The sequence below is a fragment of the Acetobacter indonesiensis genome, from assembly GCF_000963945.1.
GTDB lineage: Bacteria > Pseudomonadota > Alphaproteobacteria > Acetobacterales > Acetobacteraceae > Acetobacter > Acetobacter indonesiensis.
Window position 1 is genome coordinate 1 of the sequence record NZ_BAMW01000015.1, and the last position, 25,357, is coordinate 25,357.

At 54.2% G+C, this 25,357-nt stretch carries 23 protein-coding genes and 2 tRNA genes; 13 read left to right on the plus strand and 12 right to left on the minus strand.

Going from position 1 to position 25,357, the window contains the following annotated elements:
• Together Abin_RS04935 and Abin_RS04940 are read left to right on the plus strand one after the other, a co-directional pair.
• A partial coding sequence (locus tag Abin_RS04935) for a hypothetical protein (protein ID WP_048845259.1) occupies positions 1–427 on the plus strand: 427 nt, incomplete at its 5' end.
• Between the two features lie 208 nt (positions 428–635).
• On the plus strand, positions 636–1,754 hold the full coding sequence (locus tag Abin_RS04940; RefSeq protein WP_218026265.1) for a PQQ-dependent sugar dehydrogenase: 1,119 nt from the start codon (positions 636–638) through the stop codon (positions 1,752–1,754).
• Positions 1,755–1,833: 79 nt separating this feature from the next.
• Here the strand turns inward: Abin_RS04940 and upp are convergent, their stop codons facing one another.
• The 3 genes from upp to Abin_RS04955 form a co-directional block, all read right to left on the minus strand.
• The gene (upp, locus tag Abin_RS04945; protein ID WP_048845261.1) at positions 1,834–2,487 is read right to left on the minus strand and encodes a uracil phosphoribosyltransferase; all 654 of its coding nucleotides are present in this window, start codon (positions 2,485–2,487) and stop codon (positions 1,834–1,836) included.
• A 178-nt stretch (positions 2,488–2,665) separates the two neighbouring features.
• Positions 2,666–2,932 (minus strand): hypothetical protein, encoded by a 267-nt coding sequence (locus Abin_RS04950; RefSeq protein WP_048845262.1) that lies wholly within the window; start codon positions 2,930–2,932, stop codon positions 2,666–2,668.
• Between the two features lie 227 nt (positions 2,933–3,159).
• A complete protein-coding gene (locus Abin_RS04955; RefSeq protein ID WP_048845263.1) occupies positions 3,160–4,230 on the minus strand; it encodes an NAD(P)H-dependent flavin oxidoreductase in 1,071 nt (356 codons plus the stop codon).
• 171 nt (positions 4,231–4,401) lie between these two features.
• Between Abin_RS04955 and Abin_RS04960 the strand changes: the two genes are divergently transcribed.
• From Abin_RS04960 to Abin_RS04990, 7 genes are all read left to right on the plus strand, one after another.
• Positions 4,402–5,853, plus strand: coding sequence for a glycosyltransferase family 4 protein (locus Abin_RS04960; RefSeq protein WP_255319250.1), 1,452 nt, complete (start codon positions 4,402–4,404; stop codon positions 5,851–5,853).
• 116 nt (positions 5,854–5,969) lie between these two features.
• A complete protein-coding gene (gpt, locus tag Abin_RS04965; protein ID WP_048845264.1) occupies positions 5,970–6,455 on the plus strand; it encodes a xanthine phosphoribosyltransferase in 486 nt (161 codons plus the stop codon).
• Positions 6,456–6,512: 57 nt separating this feature from the next.
• A tRNA-Pro gene (locus tag Abin_RS04970) sits at positions 6,513–6,589 on the plus strand.
• 23 nt (positions 6,590–6,612) lie between these two features.
• The gene (locus tag Abin_RS04975; RefSeq protein ID WP_048845265.1) at positions 6,613–6,918 is read left to right on the plus strand and encodes an ETC complex I subunit; all 306 of its coding nucleotides are present in this window, start codon (positions 6,613–6,615) and stop codon (positions 6,916–6,918) included.
• Positions 6,919–6,956: 38 nt separating this feature from the next.
• A tRNA-Arg gene (locus Abin_RS04980) sits at positions 6,957–7,033 on the plus strand.
• Between the two features lie 108 nt (positions 7,034–7,141).
• Positions 7,142–8,911 (plus strand): glycosyltransferase, encoded by a 1,770-nt coding sequence (locus Abin_RS04985; RefSeq protein ID WP_048845266.1) that lies wholly within the window; start codon positions 7,142–7,144, stop codon positions 8,909–8,911.
• A 70-nt stretch (positions 8,912–8,981) separates the two neighbouring features.
• Positions 8,982–10,736 carry a M28 family metallopeptidase gene (locus Abin_RS04990; protein ID WP_084593476.1) on the plus strand — a complete coding sequence of 585 codons (1,755 nt, stop codon included), beginning with the start codon at positions 8,982–8,984 and terminating at the stop codon, positions 10,734–10,736.
• A 7-nt stretch (positions 10,737–10,743) separates the two neighbouring features.
• Here the strand turns inward: Abin_RS04990 and Abin_RS04995 are convergent, their stop codons facing one another.
• Positions 10,744–11,190, minus strand: a complete 447-nt coding sequence (locus Abin_RS04995; protein ID WP_048845267.1) for a DNA polymerase III subunit chi — start codon at positions 11,188–11,190, stop codon at positions 10,744–10,746.
• A 373-nt stretch (positions 11,191–11,563) separates the two neighbouring features.
• Between Abin_RS04995 and Abin_RS05000 the strand changes: the two genes are divergently transcribed.
• Positions 11,564–12,421, plus strand: a complete 858-nt coding sequence (locus Abin_RS05000; protein ID WP_048845477.1) for an aldo/keto reductase — start codon at positions 11,564–11,566, stop codon at positions 12,419–12,421.
• Positions 12,422–12,679: 258 nt separating this feature from the next.
• On the opposite strand, the gene Abin_RS05005 is transcribed toward Abin_RS05000, so the two are convergent.
• A complete protein-coding gene (locus tag Abin_RS05005; protein WP_048845268.1) occupies positions 12,680–13,783 on the minus strand; it encodes a S1C family serine protease in 1,104 nt (367 codons plus the stop codon).
• A 129-nt stretch (positions 13,784–13,912) separates the two neighbouring features.
• Positions 13,913–16,480: an ATP-dependent helicase HrpB gene (gene hrpB, locus Abin_RS05010; protein ID WP_048845478.1), complete on the minus strand. Its 2,568-nt coding sequence runs from the start codon at positions 16,478–16,480 to the stop codon at positions 13,913–13,915.
• Positions 16,481–16,626: 146 nt separating this feature from the next.
• On the opposite strand from hrpB, the gene Abin_RS05015 reads away from it, so the two are divergent.
• Positions 16,627–18,942 (plus strand): TonB-dependent siderophore receptor, encoded by a 2,316-nt coding sequence (locus tag Abin_RS05015; RefSeq protein ID WP_084593477.1) that lies wholly within the window; start codon positions 16,627–16,629, stop codon positions 18,940–18,942.
• Between the two features lie 61 nt (positions 18,943–19,003).
• Here Abin_RS05015 and Abin_RS05020 read toward each other — a convergent pair whose 3' ends face one another.
• Positions 19,004–19,990: a hypothetical protein gene (locus Abin_RS05020; RefSeq protein ID WP_048845269.1), complete on the minus strand. Its 987-nt coding sequence runs from the start codon at positions 19,988–19,990 to the stop codon at positions 19,004–19,006.
• Positions 19,991–20,169: 179 nt separating this feature from the next.
• Here Abin_RS05020 and Abin_RS05025 point away from each other — a divergent pair, with 179 nt between their 5' ends.
• Positions 20,170–20,526, plus strand: coding sequence for a zinc ribbon domain-containing protein YjdM (locus tag Abin_RS05025; RefSeq protein ID WP_048845270.1), 357 nt, complete (start codon positions 20,170–20,172; stop codon positions 20,524–20,526).
• A gap of 253 nt (positions 20,527–20,779) precedes the next feature.
• On the opposite strand, the gene Abin_RS05030 is transcribed toward Abin_RS05025, so the two are convergent.
• From Abin_RS05030 to Abin_RS05050, 5 genes are all read right to left on the minus strand, one after another.
• Positions 20,780–21,364, minus strand: coding sequence for a TetR/AcrR family transcriptional regulator (locus Abin_RS05030; RefSeq protein ID WP_048845271.1), 585 nt, complete (start codon positions 21,362–21,364; stop codon positions 20,780–20,782).
• 215 nt (positions 21,365–21,579) lie between these two features.
• Positions 21,580–22,530 carry an Hsp33 family molecular chaperone HslO gene (hslO, locus tag Abin_RS05035; protein WP_048845480.1) on the minus strand — a complete coding sequence of 317 codons (951 nt, stop codon included), beginning with the start codon at positions 22,528–22,530 and terminating at the stop codon, positions 21,580–21,582.
• Positions 22,531–22,652: 122 nt separating this feature from the next.
• Complete coding sequence (locus Abin_RS05040) at positions 22,653–22,967, minus strand: hypothetical protein (RefSeq protein WP_048845272.1); 315 nt, start codon at positions 22,965–22,967, stop codon at positions 22,653–22,655.
• A 3-nt stretch (positions 22,968–22,970) separates the two neighbouring features.
• Positions 22,971–23,969: an ornithine carbamoyltransferase gene (argF, locus tag Abin_RS05045; protein WP_048845273.1), complete on the minus strand. Its 999-nt coding sequence runs from the start codon at positions 23,967–23,969 to the stop codon at positions 22,971–22,973.
• The gene (locus Abin_RS05050) at positions 23,966–25,168 is read right to left on the minus strand and encodes an aspartate aminotransferase family protein (protein WP_048845274.1); all 1,203 of its coding nucleotides are present in this window, start codon (positions 25,166–25,168) and stop codon (positions 23,966–23,968) included. The genes argF and Abin_RS05050 overlap by 4 nt, the downstream gene beginning before the upstream one ends.
• Here Abin_RS05050 and Abin_RS05055 point away from each other — a divergent pair.
• Positions 25,167–25,328, plus strand: a complete 162-nt coding sequence (locus tag Abin_RS05055; protein WP_158319890.1) for a hypothetical protein — start codon at positions 25,167–25,169, stop codon at positions 25,326–25,328. The genes Abin_RS05050 and Abin_RS05055 overlap by 2 nt on opposite strands.
• Positions 25,329–25,357: the final 29 nt, after the last annotated feature.

Here is a 25,357-nt window from a genome sequence, read left to right on the forward strand (position 1 = left end):
CCTCCCCGCCATTAAGGAGCGGCGGAGGGTTTTTGCCAAGGCCCGGCAGGAATTGGATATTCATCGCAAAAACCCCCACAAACGGTCAGATGCAGAGCGTCAGGCTCATACTGAGGCTGTGGGGTTGGTGGATAGGCAATTATTCGATTTATGGCGCGAAACGTCAGCGTTTGAGAGTATTGAAGATTCCCTTATGAAATCGACCGGGGTGTTTGGTTTTTTCGGGGCTGTTATCAGTATCGGCCTGCTTTGGTATTCAGCACTTCATTATAATGATGAGATTCATCTTCTGGGTGAAGTGTCGATTGTTGTGTCTTTTTGTTCGTTAATTGGCGCGTTTCTGATTAACTTCTTTACGGCGTCAAAGGCGTCTTCCTATGCCAAGCGGTGTAATGATCTACGCGATCATATGCGGATTCATCTCTAAGAAAGATGGATAAAAATTGAGAATGAGATTTCCTGTTTTATATCAAGATGATGACCAAAAATAAAAAATGAGGCTCCGCTGCTCACGTTTTTCTGACCATAGAAAAATACAGACCATGTCTATTTTGTTACAAAGGTGAATGGCGTGGCATATTAGGCCTTTTCACCATCTATGATGTGCAGGCTCAATGACGGTGGAAAAGACAGTTATGCGGTATTGCTGGCAAGTCTGTATTTATGGTGCGTTTTTTCTCCTTCCGTTAAAATTTGCACAAGCGGCCCCACAGATTGAGCAATTAAAAGTGCCGCCAGGGTTTCATATTTCTGTTTATTCAGATCAGGTGCCGAGTGCGCGGGAAATTGCGCTTGGGGCAGAAGGCACCGTCTTTGTCGGGTCAATGAGCACAGGGACGGTATATGCCCTGACGGGGCAGGCGGCATCAGGCCGTGCCGAACGTGTGCGTATTATTGCATCAGGGCTGAATATGCCCGTGGGCGTTGCGTTTCATCACGGTGATTTATACGTTTCAGACACAACCCGTATCATGGTTTTGCGTGATATTGAGAAGCATCTTGATGCTCCCCCTCAGCCAGAAATAGCTGTGGATAATCTACCTTACGAAGATGGAGACCATTCGTGGAAATTTCTGGCGTTTGGGCCAGATGATAGACTGTATGTGCCTATAGGGTCTCCCTGCAATATTTGTGATGTGGGCCATGATTTTGGTCGTATTGTCAGCATGAAACCGGACGGCACTGACCAGCAGAACGTTGCTTATGGCATTCGCAATACGGTGGGTTTTACATGGCAACCCCAGACGCATGCCCTGTGGTTTACGGATAATGGGCGCGATCTGATGGGGGATGATCTTCCATCGGACGAACTGAATACCGTCACGCATAATGGGCAGTCATATGGTTTTCCGTATTGCCATCAGGGCGATACACCGGACCCTAAATTTGGCAAACAGAAAAGCTGTGCCGAGTTTGTGCCACCTGCGGTCAAACTGGGGGCGCATGTGGCCGCACTAGGGCTACGATTTTACGAAGGAACTTCCTTTCCCGATATTTACAGAAACAGCCTGTTTATTGCCGAACATGGGTCATGGAATAGATCAAAGCTTGCTGGGTATCAGGTTGTCGTGGTGCGTTTTGGGCCAGACGGAAAACCACAGCAACCGGATGTTGTTGTCAGTGGTTTTCAGAAAAATGAACACTCATGGGGGCGTCCGGCAGATGTGCAGCCAATGCCGGATGGCAGTTTGCTGATTAGTGATGACAAAGCGGGGGCTTTGTATCGTCTGACATATGATGGCAAACCGCAGTGAGACTTGCTTATGCAAGTCGGCCTGTCTTCCCGCTGTTTGAGATTTTTGTGCGGAAAGACAGACGGTAAACAGTCAGGCGTTATTTGGTGCCGAACAGCCGGTCACCTGCGTCACCCAAGCCGGGGCGGATGTAGCCGTGGTCATCCAGCCCCCGGTCAATGGCGCAGGTAATGACAGGCACATCGGGGTGCTTTTCCTTCAGGCAGGCAATGCCTTCAGGCGTGGACAGCAGGCAGACAAACAGAAGCCGTTTTGCGCCTTTTTCTTTCAAACGGGTAAGGGCAGCGGCAGCGCTGTGGCCGGTTGCCAGCATGGGATCAACCACCACGCACCGGCGCGATGAAATCTGGCTGGGGAGTTTCAGGTAATATTCAATAGCTTCAAGTGTTTCCGGGTCACGGTATAGGCCAATATGGCCAACCGGCGCGAACGGAACCAGATCAAGCATACCATCAAGCAGGCCATTACCGGCACGCAGAATGGAAATGAAGCACACATCTGGCCCCGCAAGCTGTTCAGCCTGCATGGTTTCCAGCGGAGTGGTGATTTCAACCGTTTCCATCGGTAGGTCGCGTGTGGCTTCATAGCACATCAGCAGGCTTAATTCGCGCACCAGACGGCGGAAGCCAGCAGTCGATGTATCAGACCGGCGAAGGCGTGTCAGTTTGTGCCGGATAAGCGGATGATCCAGCACGATAGGGGAGGATGCAAAAGGAGAAGGCTGTGTTGTCATAGCCTCTTTCTTAGCGTCAGAAGTTTTGCTGCGCCATGGAAGAAAACTTACTCTTTTACCGCAGGTGTGTGCTCCACCGTTTCGATAAGGAAAAGACTAAATGAGCAGGCTGGTTTTTGAAGCCTGCTCATTTCGGGGTTCAACAGATCACCCAGCTTAATGTCAGCCGAATCGGTTTTTAGTAATTATATCCCTGCCTATGCCGCGGGCGCTGTGGGGTTGTGGCAGCCCCGACTGCGGCCCCGGTCGCCCCCCCAGCTAAAGCGCCAATGGCTGCGCCACCGCCGCCCCCCGCAATCGCGCCAATGGCCGCACCACCACCTGCGCCTATCAAAGCACCGGACCCAGCACGGGCACCAGTATTATAGCGGTCTCCGCATCCAGAAAAAGCAAGAAGGGCTGTCAGCGCGCCAGCGGTCATAACTTTTTTTGAGATCGCATTCATAAGTATTGTTCCTTTTTCTGCCGGGCACAGAGAGCCAGTTGGCCATCTATGCCCACAGCAAAACTGAAAGCCGATTACGGCTGCCCCATGGGCAGATTGTGACAAATTCAGGCAAAAAGTGACTAAATAAACCAAAATTCAATAGGTGAGGGTATAAATCGCGACGCATGCAAAAGTTGCATTCTGGTTCTCGTTTGAAGAAGAGTTCTGCGTAACCCGCAGTCCTTTTACGAAAAACAAGGGAGCCAGTTTTCCTGCAAGTTTTGTGCGGTCTGTTTGATTTCAGTTTTTATGTCATTAGCCAGATCTGTCAGCGTCACATCGCGCACCAGATGCACCGCTTGGCCTGCCCACAGGGAAAGCGTTTCGCCGTCTGTCTGGCTGGAACTTTTCCGCAGTAGTTGCGTCACGGCGTTTTGTAAGGGGTAGGGTAAAGCCACCTGTTTTCGCCCCGCGATCAGGAAACCGTTTTGAATGCCCCGTGCGTGCCGACCGGAAAAAGCCTGAGTCAATTCTGTCTTTTCACCAAAAGGCTTTTTGAGAAGCGCGCGACGGTAGGGGGCTGGGAGAAGGACGTCCCGGCATGGCAACAGGGCCGTGCCAATCTGCACAGCATCTGCCCCCAAAGCCAGCGCAGCTAAGACGGCCTGCCCTGTTGCAATTCCCCCCGCAGCAATAAGCGGGTGGTCCGTTTCGGAACGAATTTCCTGCAAAAGCGCAATGAGCCCCATGCCGTGCTCGGCCGAGGTCAGAAAGCTACCACGATGGCCCCCAGCCTCAATGCCTTGCGCGCAAATGGCGTCAGCCCCCACATCAATCCATGCCAGAGCTTCAGACGTGCTGGTGGCTGTGCCGACAACATAAATGTTGCGTGCGTTGCAGGCCGCTACCTGTTCTTTCGAAAGGCATCCAAACGTGAAACTTGCCATAGGCGGTGCGTCTTCCAGCAACGTAGCAAACTGGGCCTCAAAAGAAGGCGCAAATTTTGTGGGCATCGTGAACGCTACATTATAATGCTCGTAAAGCTCAGTTAGCCACGGAATGGAACCGAGGTCTGGTGCGGCGTCACCAATTTCATCCAGAACGAAAAGGTTGACGCAAAATGGTTTTGGGGTAGCCGCCCTGATAGCCTGTATTTCTTTGCGCATGACATCGGGTTCCATCATGCCCGCGCCCAAACTGCCCAGAAAACCGGCATGACTTGCCGCTATGACAACCTGACTATCAGACACTCCGGCCATGGGAGCCTGAATGACCGGAAAATTGCGGGGCAGAAAATCTGTTAGAGAGGCAGCCATCGATATGCTCCATAAGGTATATTTTATATCTACCTTATATAACGTTTTTTCTAATTGAAACGTTTCCATTAAATCTGTGTTTGCAGAAGCTGTCAGTCTGCATGCTTTTTTTCTGGTCTGTGGGCGGCTATGTCTTGCGGAACAAGAGATTAAGCAGGTGTGCCATTCAGTGTGGCATTTGGCACTGCTATCACATTTATGGGCGAGATTTTTATGCAGCAGGGCACACGGCATATCTGGATAGATGTTGAAGATCTGTTTGTTTATGCGCGCACGGCGTCCCGTCCCAGCGGTATTCAGCGCGTTGTTCTGGAAATCTGTCAGGCAATGCAAGATGACGCAGATCTGTGGCCGCGTGTTCGGTTTGTCAGACACTCCGCTACAGGGACAGATTTCGTGCCCGTCGATTGGTCGTCAGTGTCGGAAATAAGTGCCCGTCTGGCTGGAGACGGGCATGAGACATCGACGGGAATAGTGCGGGGGCAAAAGGACACAACCCTTGGCGAATCACGATTGCAACGCCTAGGGCGGTCGGTTCCGACGTCTCTGCGTGTTCCCGCCGGGCAGATGATCAGGAATGTTCTGGGGCTTACACAGGCAACAGCCTCATTAAGTGTTGCGGCTGCTGACTTTGTAAGCGACGTAGCCAAAGCGAAGTGGCAGCAGAAAACGCCCTCGCGCACCGGGGAGGCGCAGTTTTTTGCGCCATTGCCGGGGGACGTACTGCTGACCTTGGGTGCGTCATGGACGCATGCCACGTATGGTGCATTACTGCGGCAGTGCAAGGCACGGCATGGGGTCAAGGTCGCTGTGCTGGTGCATGATCTGGTGCCGCTATTGTGGCCTGAATGGTGCCGCCCCGGCCTGCCGTCTGTCTTCAAACGATGGTATTCGGCTGTTGTGCCCGAATGTGACGTCATTTTCACCAATTCTGAAGCAACGCGTCAGGATGTGCTGAATTATGCCGTGCGCCAGAAGCTGGACCTCACAATTCCGGTTGTGACCGTGCCTATGGGCAGCGGTTTTGTAACACTTCCTCCTCAGCGATCAGACCCGGCGATAAAGACTATCGTGGATGGGTTAGGCCCCTACATATTATGCGTGGGCACGTTAGAAGCGCGGAAAAATCATGCCGTGTTGTTCCGGACATGGAGGCGCCTGTTGCAGGAGCGTCCGGCATCTGCCGTGCCAAAGCTGGTTTTTGCAGGCTGCCAGGGCTGGCTGGTTGATGACCTTGTGCAGCAGATCCGTAATAGTGCTTTTCTGGATGGTCATCTGGTCTGGATTGATGCGCCGTCAGATGCGCTGGTCGCGGCATTGTATCAGAGATGCCTGTTTACTGTGCTCCCGTCTTTTTATGAAGGCTGGGGACTGCCTGTTACGGAAAGTCTGGCATGGGGCAAAGCCTGTCTGATTTCTGATCGCTCTTCCTTGCCAGAAGCCGGAGCTGGTTTGGCGGAGAGTTTTGACCCGGATAACGGGTCTGATTTGCTGGAACGTATAAAAAGCCTTCTGGATTCCCCGGAGAAACTGTGGGAGCAGGAAGCGGCTATTCAGGCAGGCTTCAAAGCCGTACCGTGGAGCAGCGCCGTGCATGTGGTGAAGCAGGCACTTGGCGCATAAAAATGCGCTTCAAACGCAAACAGGTTTGCAGCTAGCACGCCAATAGTGGCAGAAGGGCCGCGGATAAGGCCGGATAAGCTGGTCAAAGACACGATAGATAATAGGGATAGAGCCAGATGGCCGTAAACTACGCGACTGTCACATGGGATCAACTGCATCGGGATGCACGCCTTCTGGCTGAAGAGCTTGTTGCGAACATGCCGATCAAAGGTATTGTTGCCGTGACCCGTGGTGGTCTGATCCCGGCGGCCATTATTGCGCGCGAACTGAATTGCCGTCTGGTCGAAAGTATTTCTGTCGTGACGTATGACGAGGAAGAACGCGGTGAGCCTCGTATCATCAAATCTCCCGAAGCAGCGGGGGATGGTGAAGGCTTTCTGGTGATTGATGATCTGGTTGATTCTGGCGTCACTGCCCGCGTTGTGCGTGAACGCCTGCCCAAAGCGTATTTTGCCTGCCTGTATGCCAAGCCAGCCGGTAAATCCCTGACTGACCGTTTTGTGGTGGAAGTGCCACAGGAAACCTGGGTTTTGTTCCCGTGGGATACCGCGCCGCTGTTCGTGCCCCCGCTGGCCAGCAAGCCGATTGAAAACAATAGCTGATTTTTTACTTTTAGGGGGTTGCCAGCGGAACAAATGGCGCTTAGGTTCCGCTGCATTCGGGGCGTGGCGCAGCCTGGTAGCGCGCTTGTTTTGGGTACAAGAGGCCCCCGGTTCGATTCCGGGCGCCCCGACCACATATTCATCTGGAGGCATAACCATGCCGGCACGGATCTACAGGCAGCCTAAAGCTGCGGGGCAGTCAGGTTTGGCTGGCACGCGTGAATGGGTGTTTGAATATGGACAGACTGCTCCACGGCATCAGGATAGCCTGATGGGGTGGACAGGTAGCCGAGACACACAGTCTCAGCTCAAATTATATTTCTCATCCTGTGAAGATGCAGTTGCTTACGCAGAGCGTGAACAGATTGCATTTGAAGTCGAAAAAACGGTTGCCCGTATCCGCACCCCAAAAGTGTATGCGGATAATTTCGCGTTTGATCGTCTCCAGAACTGGACCCATTGATTTTCGACCGATTCCTCGGTATTCGAAACGCAGATTGCGCGCCCTTAGCTCAGTTGGATAGAGCAACAGCCTTCTAAGCTGTGGGCCGCTGGTTCGAATCCAGCAGGGCGCGCCATTTCTTTTTCCCTTGATCATCTGAAAACGTGTGCTTTTTCTGCCTGTGCGATAAACAGGGGCGTTTTGTTGCGCGTAGAAGATGTGCCACTTGAGGGAAAAATAATTCATGCTAACTGTTCTGCATTCCATCATTCTGCCCGAAGCAGAGATCGAACAGTGTGCAGACCTTTATTCCCGTGGTGCTATTCTCCAGCCGTTAGAAGACGCTAACGGTTTTTCTGTGCCAGACGGTGGCAGCGTTTCCTTTGATACATTTTATAATGGGTTTTCTGTCGAAAAATGGCAGAGCCTTGGCACGATTGAAAACCTGTTCCTGCATATGCAGGCCAGTGGACAGTTTACCCTGCGCATCATGCATCACGGGGCTGACGGGGCCGTTACGTGTCTACAGAGTGTCACTGTTAATTGTGTAGATTTTGAAAGCACAACAATACCGGTTGCAGCATGGTCGGCTTTGAAAGAAGGCATGCTTTTTCTGCGCATTGAAGGCAGGGAAAAGACAGCCGTAAAAACAATGCGTCTGGTGACAGAAACGGCACCTGTCATGCGGCCCAGACTTGGGGTAGTCATTACGCATTTCAACCGGCAGGACTATGTTGTTCGGTCAATTGCGCGCGTTCGTAAAAAACTGCTGAATAATGCGTATTATAAAAAAGCGATAGATTTTATTATTGTTGATAACTCAAACAATTTGAATGCGGATGAACTTGAGGGCGCATCTGTTATTCCCAACCGTAATTACGGGGGCAGTGGGGGCTTCGCGCGTGGATTGCTTTATCTGAAAGACCAGAACAGCTACACGCATTGCCTGTTTATGGACGATGATATTTCCTGCGAAGTTGAGTCCATTAAACGGGCTTATACCGTTTTGTCCTATAGCACTGACCCGAAAATTGGTTTGGCTGGTGTTTTGCTTGATGCGGCCAAGCCATGGCATGTTCAGGAAAAAGGAGCCGAATTTAGCGGCGGGGTTTTCCGACCACTGCATCAAAATGCAGATGCACGGACTGTGCAGAACCTTCTGGGGCTTGAAAAAACGGCAGGTCATCCTGTGTACGGTGGGTGGTGGTTTTTTGCTTTCCGGCTTGATGCTGTTGATTACTACCCTTTTCCGTTTTTTGTTCGGGGGGATGATGCCCTGTTTGGACTGATCAACAAGTTCACTATTTTTACCATGAATGGGATTGCCTGTTTTTCAGAACATTTTTTATCGAAAGAAACAGCACTGACCCGTTATCTGGGGTTCCGCGCATCGCTTGCTGCCTATCTGATGGAGGGTCGGGGGAGTGTTGTGCCTGCACTGAAACGAGTTGGGGCAAGTTTTCTGTGGTGTGCGTTTTCTTATCGGTATGAAAGCGCACGCGCTGTGGCGTTGGCCGTGCGGGATGTGGGGAAGGGGGTATCATTCTGGGGCCGTGACCTCGCCTATCCGCCGTCTCTTAAGGAAATTGAGCGCGAGAATAGTCATGACGAGCTTCCCTCTTATTTTGCCGAGCATGCTTTTAGCACGGACGCCGCACCGGAAACTGGGCTGCGGAAGATTATCAGGGCCATCACATTAAACGGTCACTTGATTCCGTCAGTGATAATGAAGAAAAATCCTTTATACACCAGCGAATATGCACGCGGTCTTTTGTCAAAAGTGTTTATGACCCGGCGTGTGGTTTACCAGAAATATGAGACGAATAAGGTCTTTAGTCGGGATGTGAACCGGAAAACATTTTTCACAAACCTTTTTGAATTTGGCCGATATGGGGTGTCATTCACACTACGCTATCGCACTCTTGCCAAGGATTATCAGCAGAACGGACGGAAACTGTGCACAGAAGCCTTCTGGCGAAAGGTTTATTCTTCTTCAGAAGACAAAAACTGCTAGTCTGGTTCTCTTTTGAAAATCTCTTTGCCTAAGACAGGTTAAATGTCTTGAAAAATTAAGGTGCCGTGTAATGTTCTATAAAAACAGACCATCATATTCTTACACAGGTACATTTGCCCGCCAATGGGTGCGCTCGCTGCTGCTTGCATCGGTGGTAACGTGTACAGTGCCAGCCGCAGCATTTGCCGCAGAGGCAGATGCGGCTACAGCGCAGGATGCGGCATCTGACCCTTATGCACCGATTGATCCGCACAAAATGTCAGACATCATGCGGGTTCTGGCATCAGATGCATTTGAAGGGCGCGCACCGGGCACACAAGGCGAAGAACGCACTGTGGCATGGATTATTGACCAGTATCAGAAACTGGGCCTGGAGCCTGCGGGCGACAATGGTGGGTGGACGCAAACCGTACCACTTTTGCGGACCCGTGTTGGGAAACCAAGTGTATCGCAAGTCAGTTTTTTAGGAAAAACTGTTCCTTTGGTGCAGAATAAGGATATTTATTTTGCAACGGTAAGGCCTGTCACACAGATTGATATTACAAAAGTACCCATGGTATTTGTGGGCTATGGTGTTCACGCGCCTGAACGCGGATGGGATGATTTCAAGGGCGTGGATTTGAAAGGCAAAATTGCGGTCTTTCTGATTAATGATCCCGATTTTGAAGCCAAGCCTGAAGATGCTGCCCACGGCCGTTTCAATGGCCGCGCCATGACCTATTACGGGCGCTGGACCTATAAATATGAAGAAGCAGCCCGACGCGGGGCGATTGGTGCTCTGATTGTGCATGACACGCCCGGAGCATCCTACGGGTGGGAAACGGTCATTGCCCCCGGCGGGGAAGCATTTGATAGTGTGCATGGTGCTAAAGACCAGTCTGTTTTGATGCAGGGCTGGCTTTCAGGCGATGCCGCTAACAGGCTGTTTTCTGCGGCTGGGCTTGATCTGGCTGAACAACGGGTTAAGGCGCGACAGACTGATTTTGCCCCTGTCACGTTACAGAACGCTGCATTTTCTTTGAAAGTGCCAGTACAGAAAACAGACCTTAAAAGTCAGAATGTGCTGGCCAAAATAACCGGGGCCAAAACGCCAGATGAAAGCGTGATGTTTGGCGCACATTGGGATGCGTATGGCACCAGCACTGATGCGCGTGGTCAAATGGTAATGCGCCGCGGCGCGATTGATGATGGCTCTGGTATTGCGGGTGTTCTGGAAATTGCCCGTGCCTTTAAAGCTGGTCCTCAACCTGACCGTACGGTGGTGTTTGCAGCATGGACGGCAGAAGAACGTGGTCTTCTTGGTTCAGGTTGGTATGCCGCGCATCCACTGGTCAAACTGGAAAAAACGGCAGCTAATTTCACGATGGATGTTTTGCAGATGGCTGGCCCGGCCCGTAATGCCTTCATGGTAGGGGCAGGGCAGAATACGGTGCAGGATGATGTTGCCGCGGTTGCTAAGAAGCAGGGGCGCACCATGGTGGCAGAAGCCATGCCAGAACGCGGTGCATTCTACCGCGCAGACCATCTGCCGTTTGCCCGTGCAGGCGTACCAGTCGTGGCCATGATGGACATGGCAGGTTACCCTGACCTGATAAACGGTGGTGTGGCTGCTGGTAAGGCTTGGTTGCAGGGCTATATGGCCTGTTACCATCAGGCATGTGACGCATGGAACCCGAACTGGGATGTGCGGGGTGCGGCAGAAGATGTGGCGCTACTATACACTGTAGGCAAAAATCTGGCGTTTTCGCAAAAATGGCCGCAATGGAAGCCGGATTCTGAATTTGCGAGTATTCGTGATGCAAGCCGGGCCGCCCGTCGCAATTAACGGGTGATTAGCGCGCCCGTTTCCATCCTTTGTCTTCCTGTCGCCAGTAGGCCAGTTCATGGCCTGCTGTTTTTAGGGTGGACCAACGGGTGCGCGCAGCGGCAACGGCGTTTTCGTCGTGGCCGTCAAACAGATCAAACACACGCTCAAAAGGTGTGCAGTCAGAACAGGATCGGTTTTCAAGTAAAAAGAGAAACGGGGCTTTATTTGGTACACTTTCGTCAAGCGCAAGCCAGATGGGCTGTAAGTCAGGCATAAGAATGCCTTCGCTACCATGGGGCAGCCAAGAGGGTGAAGAAACCTTCCAGAGCGCTTTGTCCACGTCTTCCAGCACTGGCTTGGTCGCACACCATACGGCAGCTTTCTGACCGCTGGCCAATGTGCGTGACAGCAGTTGCGGCAGTGCTTCCGTCACAGTGGTGCGGGTCAGATGATAAAAGCCGATCTGCGTCATGCTGGGCGTCGTCCTCGTCTTCAGGCGTGTGGACTATAACACGTTTGAACGGGGCAAGAAGATCGCGCTTTGAAAGAGTGCTACTGGTCCGTCCTCTGTTTTAAAGTGAGCTCGAATTGTTATTCATTATTGCCTGATAGAATTTTAGATTATCAATTCAGAAAATAGAGATTTTTTGAATAATACGTTTTCTTGTATGTCATGAACGCATGTAAGAGACGCAGAGGGGAACGATCGTTCAGTCCGTGCGCTGGGTGTAGCATAGGTCAGAAAGGCTGATGATGCAGCCCCGCACAGAGGCTGAAGAGGTGGCATGGATGGGCAGTCGATAGACTGACCGCCATACAGGTGAGTAATGAAAGGCAGCAACGCCATGACGAAAACAGTAACACTTGCTGATGGTACCGTTCTCCCTGCGTTGGGGATGGGTACCTGGAACATGGGTGAAACCGGCGGGACACGTTTTCAGGACGAGGTCGCCAGCCTGCGTTATGGGCTGGATGCCGGGTTGCGGGTGATTGATACCGCAGAAATGTATGGCAATGGCCGGTCAGAAAGTTTGGTGGGAGAAGCCATTTTCCCCCAGCGGGACAAGGTGTTTCTTGTCTCAAAGGTCCTGCCATCCAATGCTTCAGCAGACGGTGTTGCCACAGCATGCCGTAATTCCTTGCGCCGATTGGGAACAGACCGCTTGGATCTGTATCTGCTTCACTGGCGGGGTGGGGTGCCGTTGGGGGAAACCATACAGGCATTTCGTAAATTGAAGCAGGAAGGACTTATTCGCCATTGGGGTGTTTCAAACTTTGACGTGGAAGATATTCTTGAACTGGAAGAATATACCCGCCCCGGCGAGTGTGTGGTGAACCAGATTTTATATAGTCTGGAGCATCGCGGTGTTGAATATGACCTGCTGGATGCAGACCGCCATCGGAATATTGTCACAATGGCTTACTCCCCGATTGGTCAGGGCGGTGCCTTGTTGCAGAATAAAGCATTGAAGGCTGTTGCTGCCCGCCACAAAACTTCAACAGGGCCAGCTACACCCGCGCAGATTGCATTGGCTTGGGTGCTGCGTCAGCGGAATATGCTGGCTATCCCGAAGGCGGGAACAGTGGCGCATCTGAAACAGAATATTGCAGCGCAGGACATTGAACTGACAGAGGCTGACCTGACAGATCTTGATCAGGCATTTGCTCCACCTTCCAGAAAGGTCTCGTTGGAAATGATCTGACGAGGCGTTGTTGGAAAGATTTGTGTGTAAGGCTGATAATAGGCGTAATTTCTTCAAATTTTGAAATATGCAGCGGTGCAAAAATGGTTTGATTTGGCCGAGATGCTAGGCAAATAGTTTTGGTGGAGCCTTAAAAAGAAACCCAACCGCCGCATGTTGTCCTATTTTTTGCAAACGGAAGCATATACTGGTGATGTGCGGCAGAGGGAGGCAGAACAATTCTGCCAGCTCTCTCTTCTGAACTTTCGGGGGGCCCGCTCAGTCTTCGGAACGTGGGCGGCGGCCGATATGTACTGTCAGAGTAATAGGTTGATTCTGGCGTTGTACTGTCACCTGCACATCAGTATTAGGCCGTGCTGCTGCTACAGCACGGATCATGCTGCGGGCGGTGTCCATGTGTTCACCAGCCATGGCGGTAATGACGTCGCCTTTTTTCAAGCCGCCGCGCGCCGCTGGGCTGTTGTGGTCAACTTCGGCAACGCGTGTGCCGTTGTGGGTAATGATATCTTCTAGCGTGGCCCCTAGCCATCCCCGGTCGATGTGACCATCGCGGCGCAGAGATTCTACAACAGGGATAACAATTTCAGACGGGATAGAGAACCCAAGACCCACAGACCCACCCGTGGGGGAGACAATGGCCGTATTCAGCGCAATGACCTGCCCTGCCAGATTAAAGGTCGGGCCGCCAGAATTGCCGGGGTTAATGGGGGCGTCAAGCTGAAGGAAATCATCAAACGGGCCGGTGCCGATATCCCGCCCACGGGCTGACACTATGCCAGCAGTTACGGAGGACCCTAGCCCGAAAGGATTGCCCGCCGCGACAATCCAGTCACCAACCTGTACCAGACGGCTGTCACCCCATTCCAGGTAAGGCAGGGGCGTGGCACTTTTGATTTTGATAACCGCAATATCAGTCAGGTCATCTATCCCCACAAGCTGGGCTGAATATTCCTTTCCGTCCATCAGGGCGACCGTAATCTTATCGGCGTCTTCTACCACATGCCCGTTGGTAACGATGATACCTGATGGGTCGAGAATAAAGCCCGACCCTGCGCCCAGAACTTCATCTCCGTGCTTGCGCATTCTTTCCCGGAAACGTCGTTCAAGCGGCGTGCCTTTAACGGCGGAGGGCAGTTTTTTCCGGTTGCCTGAATCCGAATCTCGCGTGACGGCAATGTTCACCACAGCGGGCACAACTTTACGAACCAGCGGCGCGAAGGATGTGGGGCCAGGAGGGGCAACCAAGGGCACCGCAGGCGCAAAGGCAGGGAGGGGTTGAGCACGTGCTGGCCCGGCAGCCACCTCGGCACCCGGGAGGCATGTGACCGCGAGAACCGGCAGGCTGCGCAGGAAAGTCTTCATCGTGCTGTGGTGTTACATCCCATCATGCTCACTTGTGCCCTTGTTTGCGCCATTTGTGCAATGGGAGTATGGATTTGTTGTAACAAATTCAGCAATCTGTGGCGTAAATTCGACAGATGTCATGAAACCTTAACGCTTGGGGCCGCGAGGTTTTGCCGGAGCCAAGGCTGGGTTTTCGGGCCATTCATGTTTGGGGTATCGGCCCCGCATATCACGCCGCATATCTGCCCAGCCACCCTGCCAGAAGCCCGCCAGATCTGCCGTGATAGCCTGTGGTCGCCCAGCGGGGGAAAGCAACGCAAGCCGTAAAGGTACACGGCCTGCGGCAAGTTGCGGTGTTTTGTCCGTGCCATAAAAGACCTGTGCCCGAGCTTCAGCAACCGGCACGGGTTGTGTGTAGTCAACACTGGCGGTTCCGCCCGGCAACGCAAGCGTGGTGGGTAAATTGGTATCAAGCCACTGCGTGCGGGCATAGCCCAGAGAGGTGCGCAGAAGCATCAGCACATCTAACCCTTTCAAATCTGCGACGGATGTTAGTCCATCCAGCCAAGGGGCCAGCCAGTCATCCATGGTGGCGGACAGGGCGGTTGTTGAAAAATCTGGCCAGTCTTCTTCAACGCCGTGTGTGCCACCGGGCAGGGTACGGGCCAGTTCTACACGCGCCTGAAGTTGGCGGGCGGCGTTGGTCCAGTCCAACGTGGTTTCAGGTGTGGCTTTGGCTTGCGCCAGCAGAAGGGATGCAGCGTCGCCGCTCTGCACTTTTTCCGTGCGGTCACGCAGTATCAGGCAACCGATACGCGTGCGGCGGCGGGCCAGAATATTGCCTGATACGGAATCAAGCGACGTCTCGACCTGCTCTTTCGTGCGGTCAAGCAATGCGGGTGGCAGCGCGTTCAGATCAAGTGGGGCTGCCAGTCTGATTTCGGCTGATGTGCGTAAGTGCAGGCCAGCGACGGCCAACAGTTTTTTTTCAGCCAATGGGTCGTCGCGCCGCAAGCGGGCGTTTGTGCCGCTGGAAAGCCGGAAATTCCCAGCCTCCCCGCGTGACAGGGCAATCCGGTCAGGAAAGCCGGCGGAGAGGAGTGCGGCTGGGTCGCCTGCGGCAGGGTGGCGGGCACTTAACCCCAGCCGAAGCCGAAAACGGCCAGCTGCCTGCCGAATACGCGCCAGAGCCCCCCGGTCTGCATCTGGATGATCACCGCCCGCGATCAGATCAAGACGAAGGGAAATGTCAGCCGGAGGAATGGGCGGTGGCCCAGACCGCCCGACGGCACGGGGGCGGAGGGGGTCTCGCTCTTCCAGTAGGGCAGCGAGGTCCGCTGCCAGTGCAGCTTCTTCTTCCGTGTTGGCCGCCAGCATCATGGCGGCAAGGCGCGGGTGTGTCCCAAGGGTTGCCATGTTGTGGCCGAGTTTTGTGATCGTGCCCGACTCATCCAGCGCGCCCAGCATGGTCAGCAGATCACGCGCCGCAGCAATGGCGCTGCCTGGCGGCTGGTCTGGCAGGGGAAGTGGGGTCTGATTAGCGCCAACGGTATCGGCCCATAATGCGGTCGCCAGTACGAAATCGGCCAGATCGGCTTCCAGAATTTCAGGTCTGTCGTGCTGGGGCAGGCCGCGTTCCGTAGCAGTTGTCCAGAGGCATATGGCGGTGCCCGGGGCTTCTCGCCCGGCGCGGCCAGCGCGCTGGCGGGCTGCGGCTTTTGAAATACGCACAGTTTCAAGCCGGGACAGACCCGCCCCCGCGTCAAAGCGGGGAGCGCGACGGAAACCACCATCAATCACAACTCTGACGCCCGGAACAGTCAGCGAGGTTTCGGCAATGGACGTTGCCAGAATAACGCGACGCTCGCCCGCATTGCCGGGACGGAGCACACGCGCTTGCTCCGCCGGGGGGAGTTCGCCGTGCAGAGGCAGAACGGTTGCCCCGCAGCCTTCCAGCAACTGCGTGGTGCGGCGTATCTCACCCGTACCGGGGAGAAAAACCAGAATATCGCCTTCAGTATCACCCAGAGCCTGTTTGACAGCATTGGCTGTTGTGGGGGCCAGATCACGCACATGGGTGATATCGCGTTTGGCATGATGCACCGTTAACGGAAACATGCGGCCTTCGCTGGTGATAACCGGCGCATTCATCAGGGCGGCAAGGCGGTCTGTTTCTGCTGTGGCAGACATGGCGACCAGTCGTAGGTCGGGCCGCAGCGTGCGTTGCAAATCAAGACAGAACGCCAGAGCCAGATCAGCTTCCAGCGACCGTTCATGGACTTCGTCTATAATGACGCAGGCCACATTTTCCAGCATGGGGTCACCCAGCAGGCGACGCAGAAACAGCCCCTCGGTCAGCACTTCAATACGTGTTCGGTCTGAAATGGCAGAGTCCAGGCGGGTGCGGTAGCCAGCAAAGCCGCCCACATCTTCCCCCATCACGGCTGAAATACGCTGGGCTGCGGCACGGGCCGCCAGCCTGCGTGGTTCAAGCATGATGATGCGGTCTGCTTCACGCCGCCATGGTGCCTTTGCCAGCACAGGGGGCACTGTGGTGGTTTTACCGGCCCCCGGTGGGGCAACCAGAATAGCCGATGCCGGATGGTCAGCCGATGGATCATGCGCGAGTGCCGCATAGAGGTTCGGCAAGGCTTCCTGCACGGGAAGGCCATCGGCCAGGGCAAACAGATCTGACGGAAAAGACGGTGTTGGCATAAGGGCGTTATGGCTGATCAGCACTGGTGGCGGCAATGTCTGGCGGTCGCAATAATTGCGAGGCTGAAGAAAACGGGTCTCAACTCACTAAAAACAGTTGTGGTTTTTCACAGGAAGGTGATATGCGATTGATTCTCATTTACTGAATGCAGATAGAGGGTACGGTGCGCGTCAAACAGACAGCAGGGCGGGTGAAAGCTCAGGAAAAATCCAGACTGACGGCAGGCGCACTCTGCCGCTACGGTGTTTTTCTATGGAGTGTCACAGCAGGTCTGCCGGTTGTTGCCGCGCAGGCTGCCGATACGGATGATGCCGCCAAGAAAAAACCCCAGCAGCATCAGGCCAGCCAGACCAAAACGGACAAGTCTGCCCCTGAAAACGATGTGCCCGATAGCGTGGAAAGTCTGGTTGTGCAGGGTGAACGGCATAAAAATGCCACGACTGACGGCACCGGCAGCTACGTTGTAAAAGCTGTCTCCATGAGCAAGATGCTGATGCGGCTGGATGAAATTCCACAATCTGTGTCGGTGCTCAGCCGTCAGCAAATGCGGGACCAGAACCTGAATACGGTTGATGACGCCCTGAAGCAGGTGCCGGGTATCAACGTCAATTTGTATGGGGATGGCACAGCGGGAATTACATCTCGCGGGTATGCTGTCACCCCGCAGTTTGACGGCGTGCCCTCAACGGGTGGCCTGCAAATGAGCCAGCAATTTGATGTTGCTATTTATGACAGGCTTGAAGTTTTACGCGGCCCCAACGGTATGTTTCAGGGGTCTGCCCCGCCGGGCGGGAGTGTGAACTTTGTGCGCAAGCGTCCGCTTGACCATTTCAAGGCGCAGGGGTCTTTCAGCGGTGGGTCGTGGAATAATTTTCACGCTGATGCTGATGTTACTGGTCCGCTAACCGCATCAAAGCGCGTAACTGGCCGCTTTGTGCTGGCGGGTACGGATCGTGATTACTTCTACCAGAATGCGCATGACCGTCGTTGGACAGCTTATGCCGACATTGATGTGCATATTACGGACCACACAACATTATCGCTTATGGCTATCGGGCAGAAGAATGATACGACCCGCTTCATGGGGTTGCCGCGTGCGGCGAACGGGGCCGATCTTCATTTAAGCCGGAACAGTTTTGTGGGGGCAGACTGGGGGCAGACAAGTTCACCCATGTATGAACTTGGGGGCGAACTGGAACACCGTTTTGGTGGTGGATGGCGTGTGCGGCTAAGCGGCCGACACCGCGTGACAGATACCAGTATGCATTATGCTTATCTGAACAGCTATACGGCAGCGCAGAAAAAGGGAAACTTCGTTGTTGCGAAATCCCTTATCCGCGATGTGTATGATGGTGCAGATCTGTATTTTACGGGCCCAGTTCATCTTCTAAACCGCAAGCATGATCTGCTGATTGGTGCCAATTACGATTCAGACGTTATGACCGATGGTGGAGCAACAGTGAATTCACGAACCAATACGTCTTTGGCGGGATTGGATATTTTCGCACCGGTTATTTCAAGCACTATCGAACCAACCATCACCACGATGTATAGGGAGCCAACGCAACAGGCAGGCATATATGGGTCTGCGCGCATCCAGATTCTGAAATCTCTCGACCTGATGCTCGGCGGACGGTTAAGTTTTTACGAGTATAAATATCGTAATCTCTCAACCAACGGTTCGTATGTTGTCAGTCAGAAGAACAACGCGGTTCCTACCCCGTATCTGGGTCTTGTGTGGCATTTTGTGCCTAATATTGCGGCCTATGTCAGCTTTACGGATACGTTTACGCCACAATCTGCTTACAGTCTTTCTGGCCGGTTGAAGCCGGTATTGGGGCAGCAGATTGAAGGCGGGCTGAAAGGCGATTTTTTCAATCGCAAGCTGAATGTCACCTTGGCTGGTTATCGCGTGATCGAGCGTAACAAGGCTATTGAGGATGGTGATCTGGAGCCAATCTGCGGCCGTTCGCATACCAGCACCTGTTATCGCGCAGCTGGGAAAGTGCGTAGTCAAGGCGCGGAGATTGAGATGATAGGTCGCCTATTGCCCGGGTGGGATATCAATGCCAGCTATACCTATAATGATAACGTCATCCTGAAAAACAGCGATGCGTCGTTAGTTGGACAGGCTTATACGCCAAACTTTCCCAAGCATCTTTTTAAACTTTGGACGCATTATCGGTTTGCTGCGCCGGAAGTCACACGCAATGTCTGGAGTGTCGGCGGTGGCGTGACGGCGCAGAGTGGCACGTTTGGTACGACCCGAACCGTTACGCAGGGTAGCTACGTCGTTGCAAGTGCGCAGGTAGGATACCAGTTGCGGCCAGAATTGAATATTACTGTAAACGTCAATAACCTTTCCAACACGCGCTATTATCAGCGGTTGGGGAATGTTAATTATTATAATTATTATGGTGAGCCACGAAATTTCATGGCGACCGTGCAAAGCGTTTTCTAAAAATAGACTTGCTGCACAAAAAATGGCCCGTCATGAAAATAACGGGCCATGGGGTGTTTTATCAGTTACCTGAAGAAACGGATTTTGTTGCCGCTGCGCTCTTCTTGGTGGGAGCTTTCAAAAAACCTGCCTTGGGAGACAAAACTTTTTGCTTTGTTGATGCTGTATCATCTCCCTCCCCGGCGGGGAAAATGGCATCAGGTTCGCTACTGACCGGCGCAGCTTTGGGCTGGGTGGCTGCCGGAGTATCAGTGGCAGTGGGCACAGTGACCGTCGGTGTTGTAATTGTCGGCACATCGACCTTGGGTGTCTCAACCGTTACGGGTGCGTTGGCAGGCAGTGTTGTGGGCGATGTCGGGTCTGGTGTGGTGACGGGTGCTGTAACAGCCGCTGCGGCGGGAAGAACGGCTGACGTTGCAGGCACTGCGTCCCCGGGTTTACCCAGTTGCTGTGTCTGTATGGCAGACCCAACGGGAGTGCCTCCGGCATCCACCACCCAGGCACTGAGGGTGTGTCTAACCTGATATTCCAGTTCCACATTGATGCGCTGCATCATGGTCTGCGTGACTTCATACAGATTAGCAGGGCTGTCTGCATCGCCTTTTGACAGGTCAGGATGCACCGTGCTGGTGACGTGTGCTTCCGCATGCGCAGCCTGTGTACCACCGGGATTAAGAATGTTCAGGTGCACATCAATCTGACCATTCAGTGTGCCACCCGAATTATGCAGAATGGAAGCCCGATCAATAACGAACTGTGCCGTGCTGCCATTATTGCTTGCTGCGGCTAACCGATCTTCCGCCATCTGACGCAGGGCCTGAACCGGGGGCGTGGGGGCACGATAGCCGATATCGCCTTCAACCGGGTGTGTCACCGTGTTGTCCACTACAGACAGGGTGCTGACATTCAGGTTCATCTGGCTGAGGTAGTCATACCGGAGCGGGGCGAAGTGGGTAGGCTGCTGTTCGCCCGCACACCCTGCCAGCAACGCAGGCAGGACAATGGCGGCGGTTAACGACAGGCGAAGCGGGCGAGAGAACAGCGGCATGGCGCGGACCCTTTCTAGTCAAAGATCCTGGATCAAATTCGGATAGGGCAGGATCCGGGACTCTGCCCGGCGAAATCCTGCCTGCGGAGGTGAGTATGGTCAACGGGCCATAACAGGACTGCCCTTCCTAACAAAGCAGTCATGCAGTAAGTTCCCCGCCATAAACAAGGAGAGAGTGCGTGGAGAGTAATCTGAGCTGCCCAACCTGCGGCTGTGAGCACGTATACCCTGACGGCAGTCTGTGGATTTGCCCGGAATGTGGGAACGAGTGGAGCCAGGATGCTGCCAATGATGCAGCCGGTGCGGCAGAAGGGCAGGGTGACATCCGGGACGCAAACGGTAATGTTCTGGCCGACGGCGATACTGTGACGGTTATCAAGGATCTGAAAATCAAAGGGTCATCACAGGCGGTCAAGGGTGGCACCAAGGTAAAGAATATTCGCCTGATTGATGGCACAGACGGGCATAACATTGCCTGCAAGATTGCCGGGTTTGGCGCAATGAACCTGAAGTCGGAATTTGTGAAGAAGTCCTGATAGTGGGGACCAGACACAGCTATCCGGCAAAGTGCTCTGTTGAAAAGGCGCATTCGTTCTGGGTACGCTTTTTTTAATGCGTCTATGACGTATGAACGTTGATTTCAGAACCGTCTTTTATAGTTCACGGCATGGCGAAATGACTGAAACAAACAGACAAAGACTTGGCTTGATGCGCTTGCTGGAGATTAAACGACCAGTTACCCCGGGCGTTTCTATCAGCACATGACGTGGGTTGTTTTGCCCTGTCTCTTTAAGTCGCGTTTTTGGGGATAATGGCCTGAAGGGCGGTGACGCATAATTCGACCGCATTCTGGCGGGATGGTGCGTCAGGTGTTGGCACTTCGCGTGACAGGGTCGAGACAAAATCAAGCCATGCCATCAAGGCCCCGCGCAAAAGCGGGGTTTCATTCAGGTTCAGCGCCATCATGATCTGTGCTGTCATAATTTCATGATAATTACGACTGATACGCTCGACCATATCGGGTAGTCGATTGGCTTGAAGATGCAAATTGATGGCGTGGTTATTGGCCGGGGAGAAATGTTCCAGATACCGGAATATGGCCTGACGGATGTTCTGAAACACGTCCTGCATCGGGTCAAACTGAGTCAGAGCTAGCAGGGTATCGGCTTCATGCCGTAAAACTGCTTCAAATAAAGCGGTTTTACTAGGAAAATAATGGTAAATCAGGGCGCGCGTCACGCCAGCATCTGCCCCAATACGGGCCATGGAGGCCCTGTCATATCCGTCACGCGCAAAGTGCGTCGCGGCAACGGCAATAATCTGCTGTTGACGATTATCAGGCTCCATACGCGCAGATTTTACAGCATTGGACATAAGCCAGCATGTGCCGTGGCGCAGCCTATTTTACAAGTGTTCCTGTTAGTGCAGGCAATTACTGGGCTGCGGTGTGACCATAAAGACGCGCGCATAAGAGGATCCAGCAACAAGAGAAATACAACCTGTAGTTGTAAAAATCAGTCCGGTGTGGAGGCAGGCAACAAAATGAAGCCCGCCCCTGTCGCGTAACCCTGTGTCGATATCCTACGACATTAGGTCGCTGGTGATGAAATATCCTTACGAGGAAAGCGGAAATCGGTGTTGCAGAACTCACAGGTCATGACAATCAATCCGTCATCCTGCATCATGTGGTCCAGATCATCTTCCGGGAAACCCTGTAACACACTGGCCAGCCGTGCACGGGAACAGCGGCAGCCATAGGCCAGAGCGCGGGCGTGTCCAATATGCAAATCTTCCTGATGGAACAGGCGATAAAGCAGATCAGACGGAGGGAGCGCATCATCCAGAAGTTCACGACTGGTCAGGGTTGTGGCCAGAATGGTGGCTGTTTCCCAACTGGCGTCAGCATCATCTTCGCCCACAACGTGTAGGCCGCCTTCACCGGCAATCCGTTCAAGCACAAGGCCGCCAGCGCGCCAGCCAGCATCTGTCATGCGGCAGCTTAAGTAAATCCAGCAGGCGTGCTGTTCACTGGTCGCAAAATAGTGCGAGACCATGGCTGACAGATCATCCCCGGCAAGATCCACAATGCCTTGATGCCGTTCTGTCTCCGCACCTTGTTCAACTGTCAGGGCAAGATAGCCGTTGCCCAGCAGTTCCCGGTCTGTGGGGTTGGGTGTTTCGGCCAGAAGCGCCGCCAGTGCGTCTTCATCAGTCCGGGCATAGAACCGTAAAGCGCCAGTATCCGTGCTGTCAGCCACCAGAAGGGGAACTGGCCCATCGCCTTTAATCTGGAGGGAAAAAGACCCCTGAAATTTCAGGGCAGAGGCAAGAGCTGCAACCAGTGCAAGTGCCTTCCCAGCCAGCCGTGTGACAGGGGCTGGGTGGTCATGGCGTGTCAGAAGAACGTCAGCCAGCACGCCAAGCCGCACAAGCCGACCGCGCACGGGACGGCCTTGCAGAAAGAATGGTGTGACGCCACCGGGTACAACCAGATCGGGCACATCGGGGCGGTCGCGGTCAAGAAAAGCGGGGGTTTGCATCATAGGGGGCCTTGGAAAAAGAAAACGGGCCAAGGCAGCGTGAAAGCCAACGTCAGGTGCCCCAGTAGTCAAAGGCACCCAAGATGGCGGCGCTGCTTGGCCCGCATGACAAACGGTCTGCTTTAGATGGCGCTTGAAATATCCAGTTCAAGCTTCTCCAGTTTCTGTTCCAGCGCGCGGCAGGTTTCAGCATCCAGTTCCAGCCCATCTTTCAGCGCCCGGAGCAGGCCCTGTCGGCAGGCATCATGTGCACTGTCCAGATCTGCCGCACGGCCACATCCGGCCAGACAATCCAGATAGGATGCCCGGAACGGAGCCAGTTTTTCAGCCGCAACAGGCAGCGTTGCCAGAATACTGTCAAGCGACCCTTCAACCCAGCCGGGGGTGGGCGGGGTGTCTTCCGTGCTGGTGGGGTGAATGTTGTCCGTGCCGCTCATTGCTTATTCCTTCCCGAAAGAAAGCCAGTCTGTGCCGCCCATGGCCCATGCCAACACACCTTTCTGGGCATGCAGGCGGTTTTCGGCTTCATCAAACACAACGGATTGTGGGCCTTCAAACACGTCTTTGGTTACTTCCTCGCCAATATGGGCAGGCAGGCAGTGCATGAACAGGGCATCTGGTGCAGCAAGCGCCATCAGGCTGCTGTTGACCTGATACGGTTCCAGCTTTGCCATGCGTGTGGCCGCTTCTTCTTCAGAGTCAGACATGCTGATCCATGTGTCGGTCACCACACAATCTGCCCCGGCCACGGCTTCACGCGGGTCTGCTGTCCATTCGACGGCACCGCCTTCCCGTTTGGCCCAGTCAAGGACGTCCTGCGGCGGGCGCATGTCAGCAGGGGTTGCGGCCCGCAGCTTGAAGCCAAAACGAACCGCCCCTTCAATCAGGGACACCAGCACGTTATTGCCATCACCCGTCCACGCGAAGGTGCGGCCCTGCACGGGGCCGCGATGTTCTTCAAATGTCAGGATGTCGGCTAAAATCTGCACAGGATGAGAACTGGGAGTCAGCCCGTTAATAACGGGAACGCTGCTCCATTTTGCCAGATCCAGGAGCGAGTTTGTCTTGCCCGTGCGCAGCACCAACGCATCGACAAACCGTGACAGAACGCGGGCGGTATCGGCTATGGTTTCGCCTCGGCCCAACTGCATTTCATTAGGGGTCAGAATAACTGCATCGCCCCCAAGCTGCCGAATACCCACTTCAAAAGACACGCGTGTGCGGGTTGAGGGCTTGGACAGAATAATACCCAGCATCCGGCCTGCCAGCGGCAGGTGAGGGTGCAGAGGAAAGCGGCGGCCCTGCTGCATGATTTTCATGCTGCGGGCGACATCCAGAATCTGGCGCAGGGTTGCTGCGTCCAGATCTTTCAGGTCAAGAAAATGGCGCGGCCCGGCGATGCTCTGGGTGGCGGAAAGGGTGGAAAGGGCAGCGCTCACGGGGTTGGCTCCAGAACTGTCTTGTCGTTGTGGCTGTTGGAAAAAATAGCCTGCCGCAAGCGGGAGACAGCTTCCATGCAGTCTTCTTCGGTAATGGTCAGGGGCGGCACCAGCCGCAGAACATTGTCACCGGCAGTAACGCACAGCAGCCCCGCTTTCTGGGCGGCAGCCTGCACATCCCCAACAGGTTCTACACAGCGCAGGCCGATCAGCAGGCCCAGTCCACGGCGTTCGGAAAAGACACCGGGGGCTTCCTGCACCAGTTTATCAAGCTGGGTATCAAGCAGTTTGGCGCGGGCCTGCACCTGTTCCAGAAAACCGGGCGCCAGTAGCACATCAAGCACGGCATTGGCCGCAGCACAGGCCAGCGGGTTCCCGCCAAATGTTGTGCCGTGGGTTCCGGCCGTCATGCCTTTGGCAACGGCTTCAGTTGCCAGAATGGCCCCGATGGGAAAGCCCCCACCCAATCCCTTAGCAGTTGAAAGCACATCAGGCGTAATCCCGGCCCATTCATGGGCAAAGAGCTTGCCTGTTCGGCCTACGCCGCATTGCACTTCATCCATTGCCAACAGCACGCCAGTTTCATCACATAGCGCGCGGAGGGCGCGGAGATACTCGACCGAGGCAACCTTGATGCCGCTTTCGCCCTGAATGGGCTCCAGCATGACGGCGGCTGTACGGGGGCCAATGGCGGCTTTGACGGCGTCAATGTCATTGAACGGCACATGCAGGAAGCCGGGTACAGGCTCACCAAACCCTTCAAGATATTTTGGGTTGCCCGTGGCGGAGAGCATGGCCAGTGTCCGGCCATGAAACGCACCGTTCATGCAGATGATTTCGGTCCGCTCCGGGTGGCCAGATAAAGCCTGTGCACGGCGCGCAAACTTGACCATGCCTTCATTGGCTTCTGCGCCTGAATTGCAGAAGAATGCGGTATCGGCAAAGCTGTTATCCACCAGCCGCTGTGCCAGCTTTTCAGCCTGCGGAATGCGGAACAGGTTGGAGACATGCATGACCTTGGCGGCCTGCTGCTGCACCGTTTCGACCAGATGCGGGTGGCCGTGGCCGACCGAGCATGTGGCAATGCCAGCAGCGAAGTCCAGGAATCGTCGCCCGTCCGTGGTGTACAGCCATGCGCCATCGCCCCGCTCAAAGGCAAGGTCGGCGCGGTTGTAGGTCGGTGTCAGGGCTGGAATCATGGACGCTATCTTTGTGTTGCTGTCATTGACCAAAAGAAAACAAATTAATGCAAAACGAAAAACGCCCGCTGCCTGTGGTGGAGCGGGCGACCCGTTGCAGCGCAATGATGACTGCGTTGTGCAGCCAGAGTCAAACGCCGAGTGCGAAATTCATCCATGAAACTGTCACATTTCTTGCGTGCGTGGGCA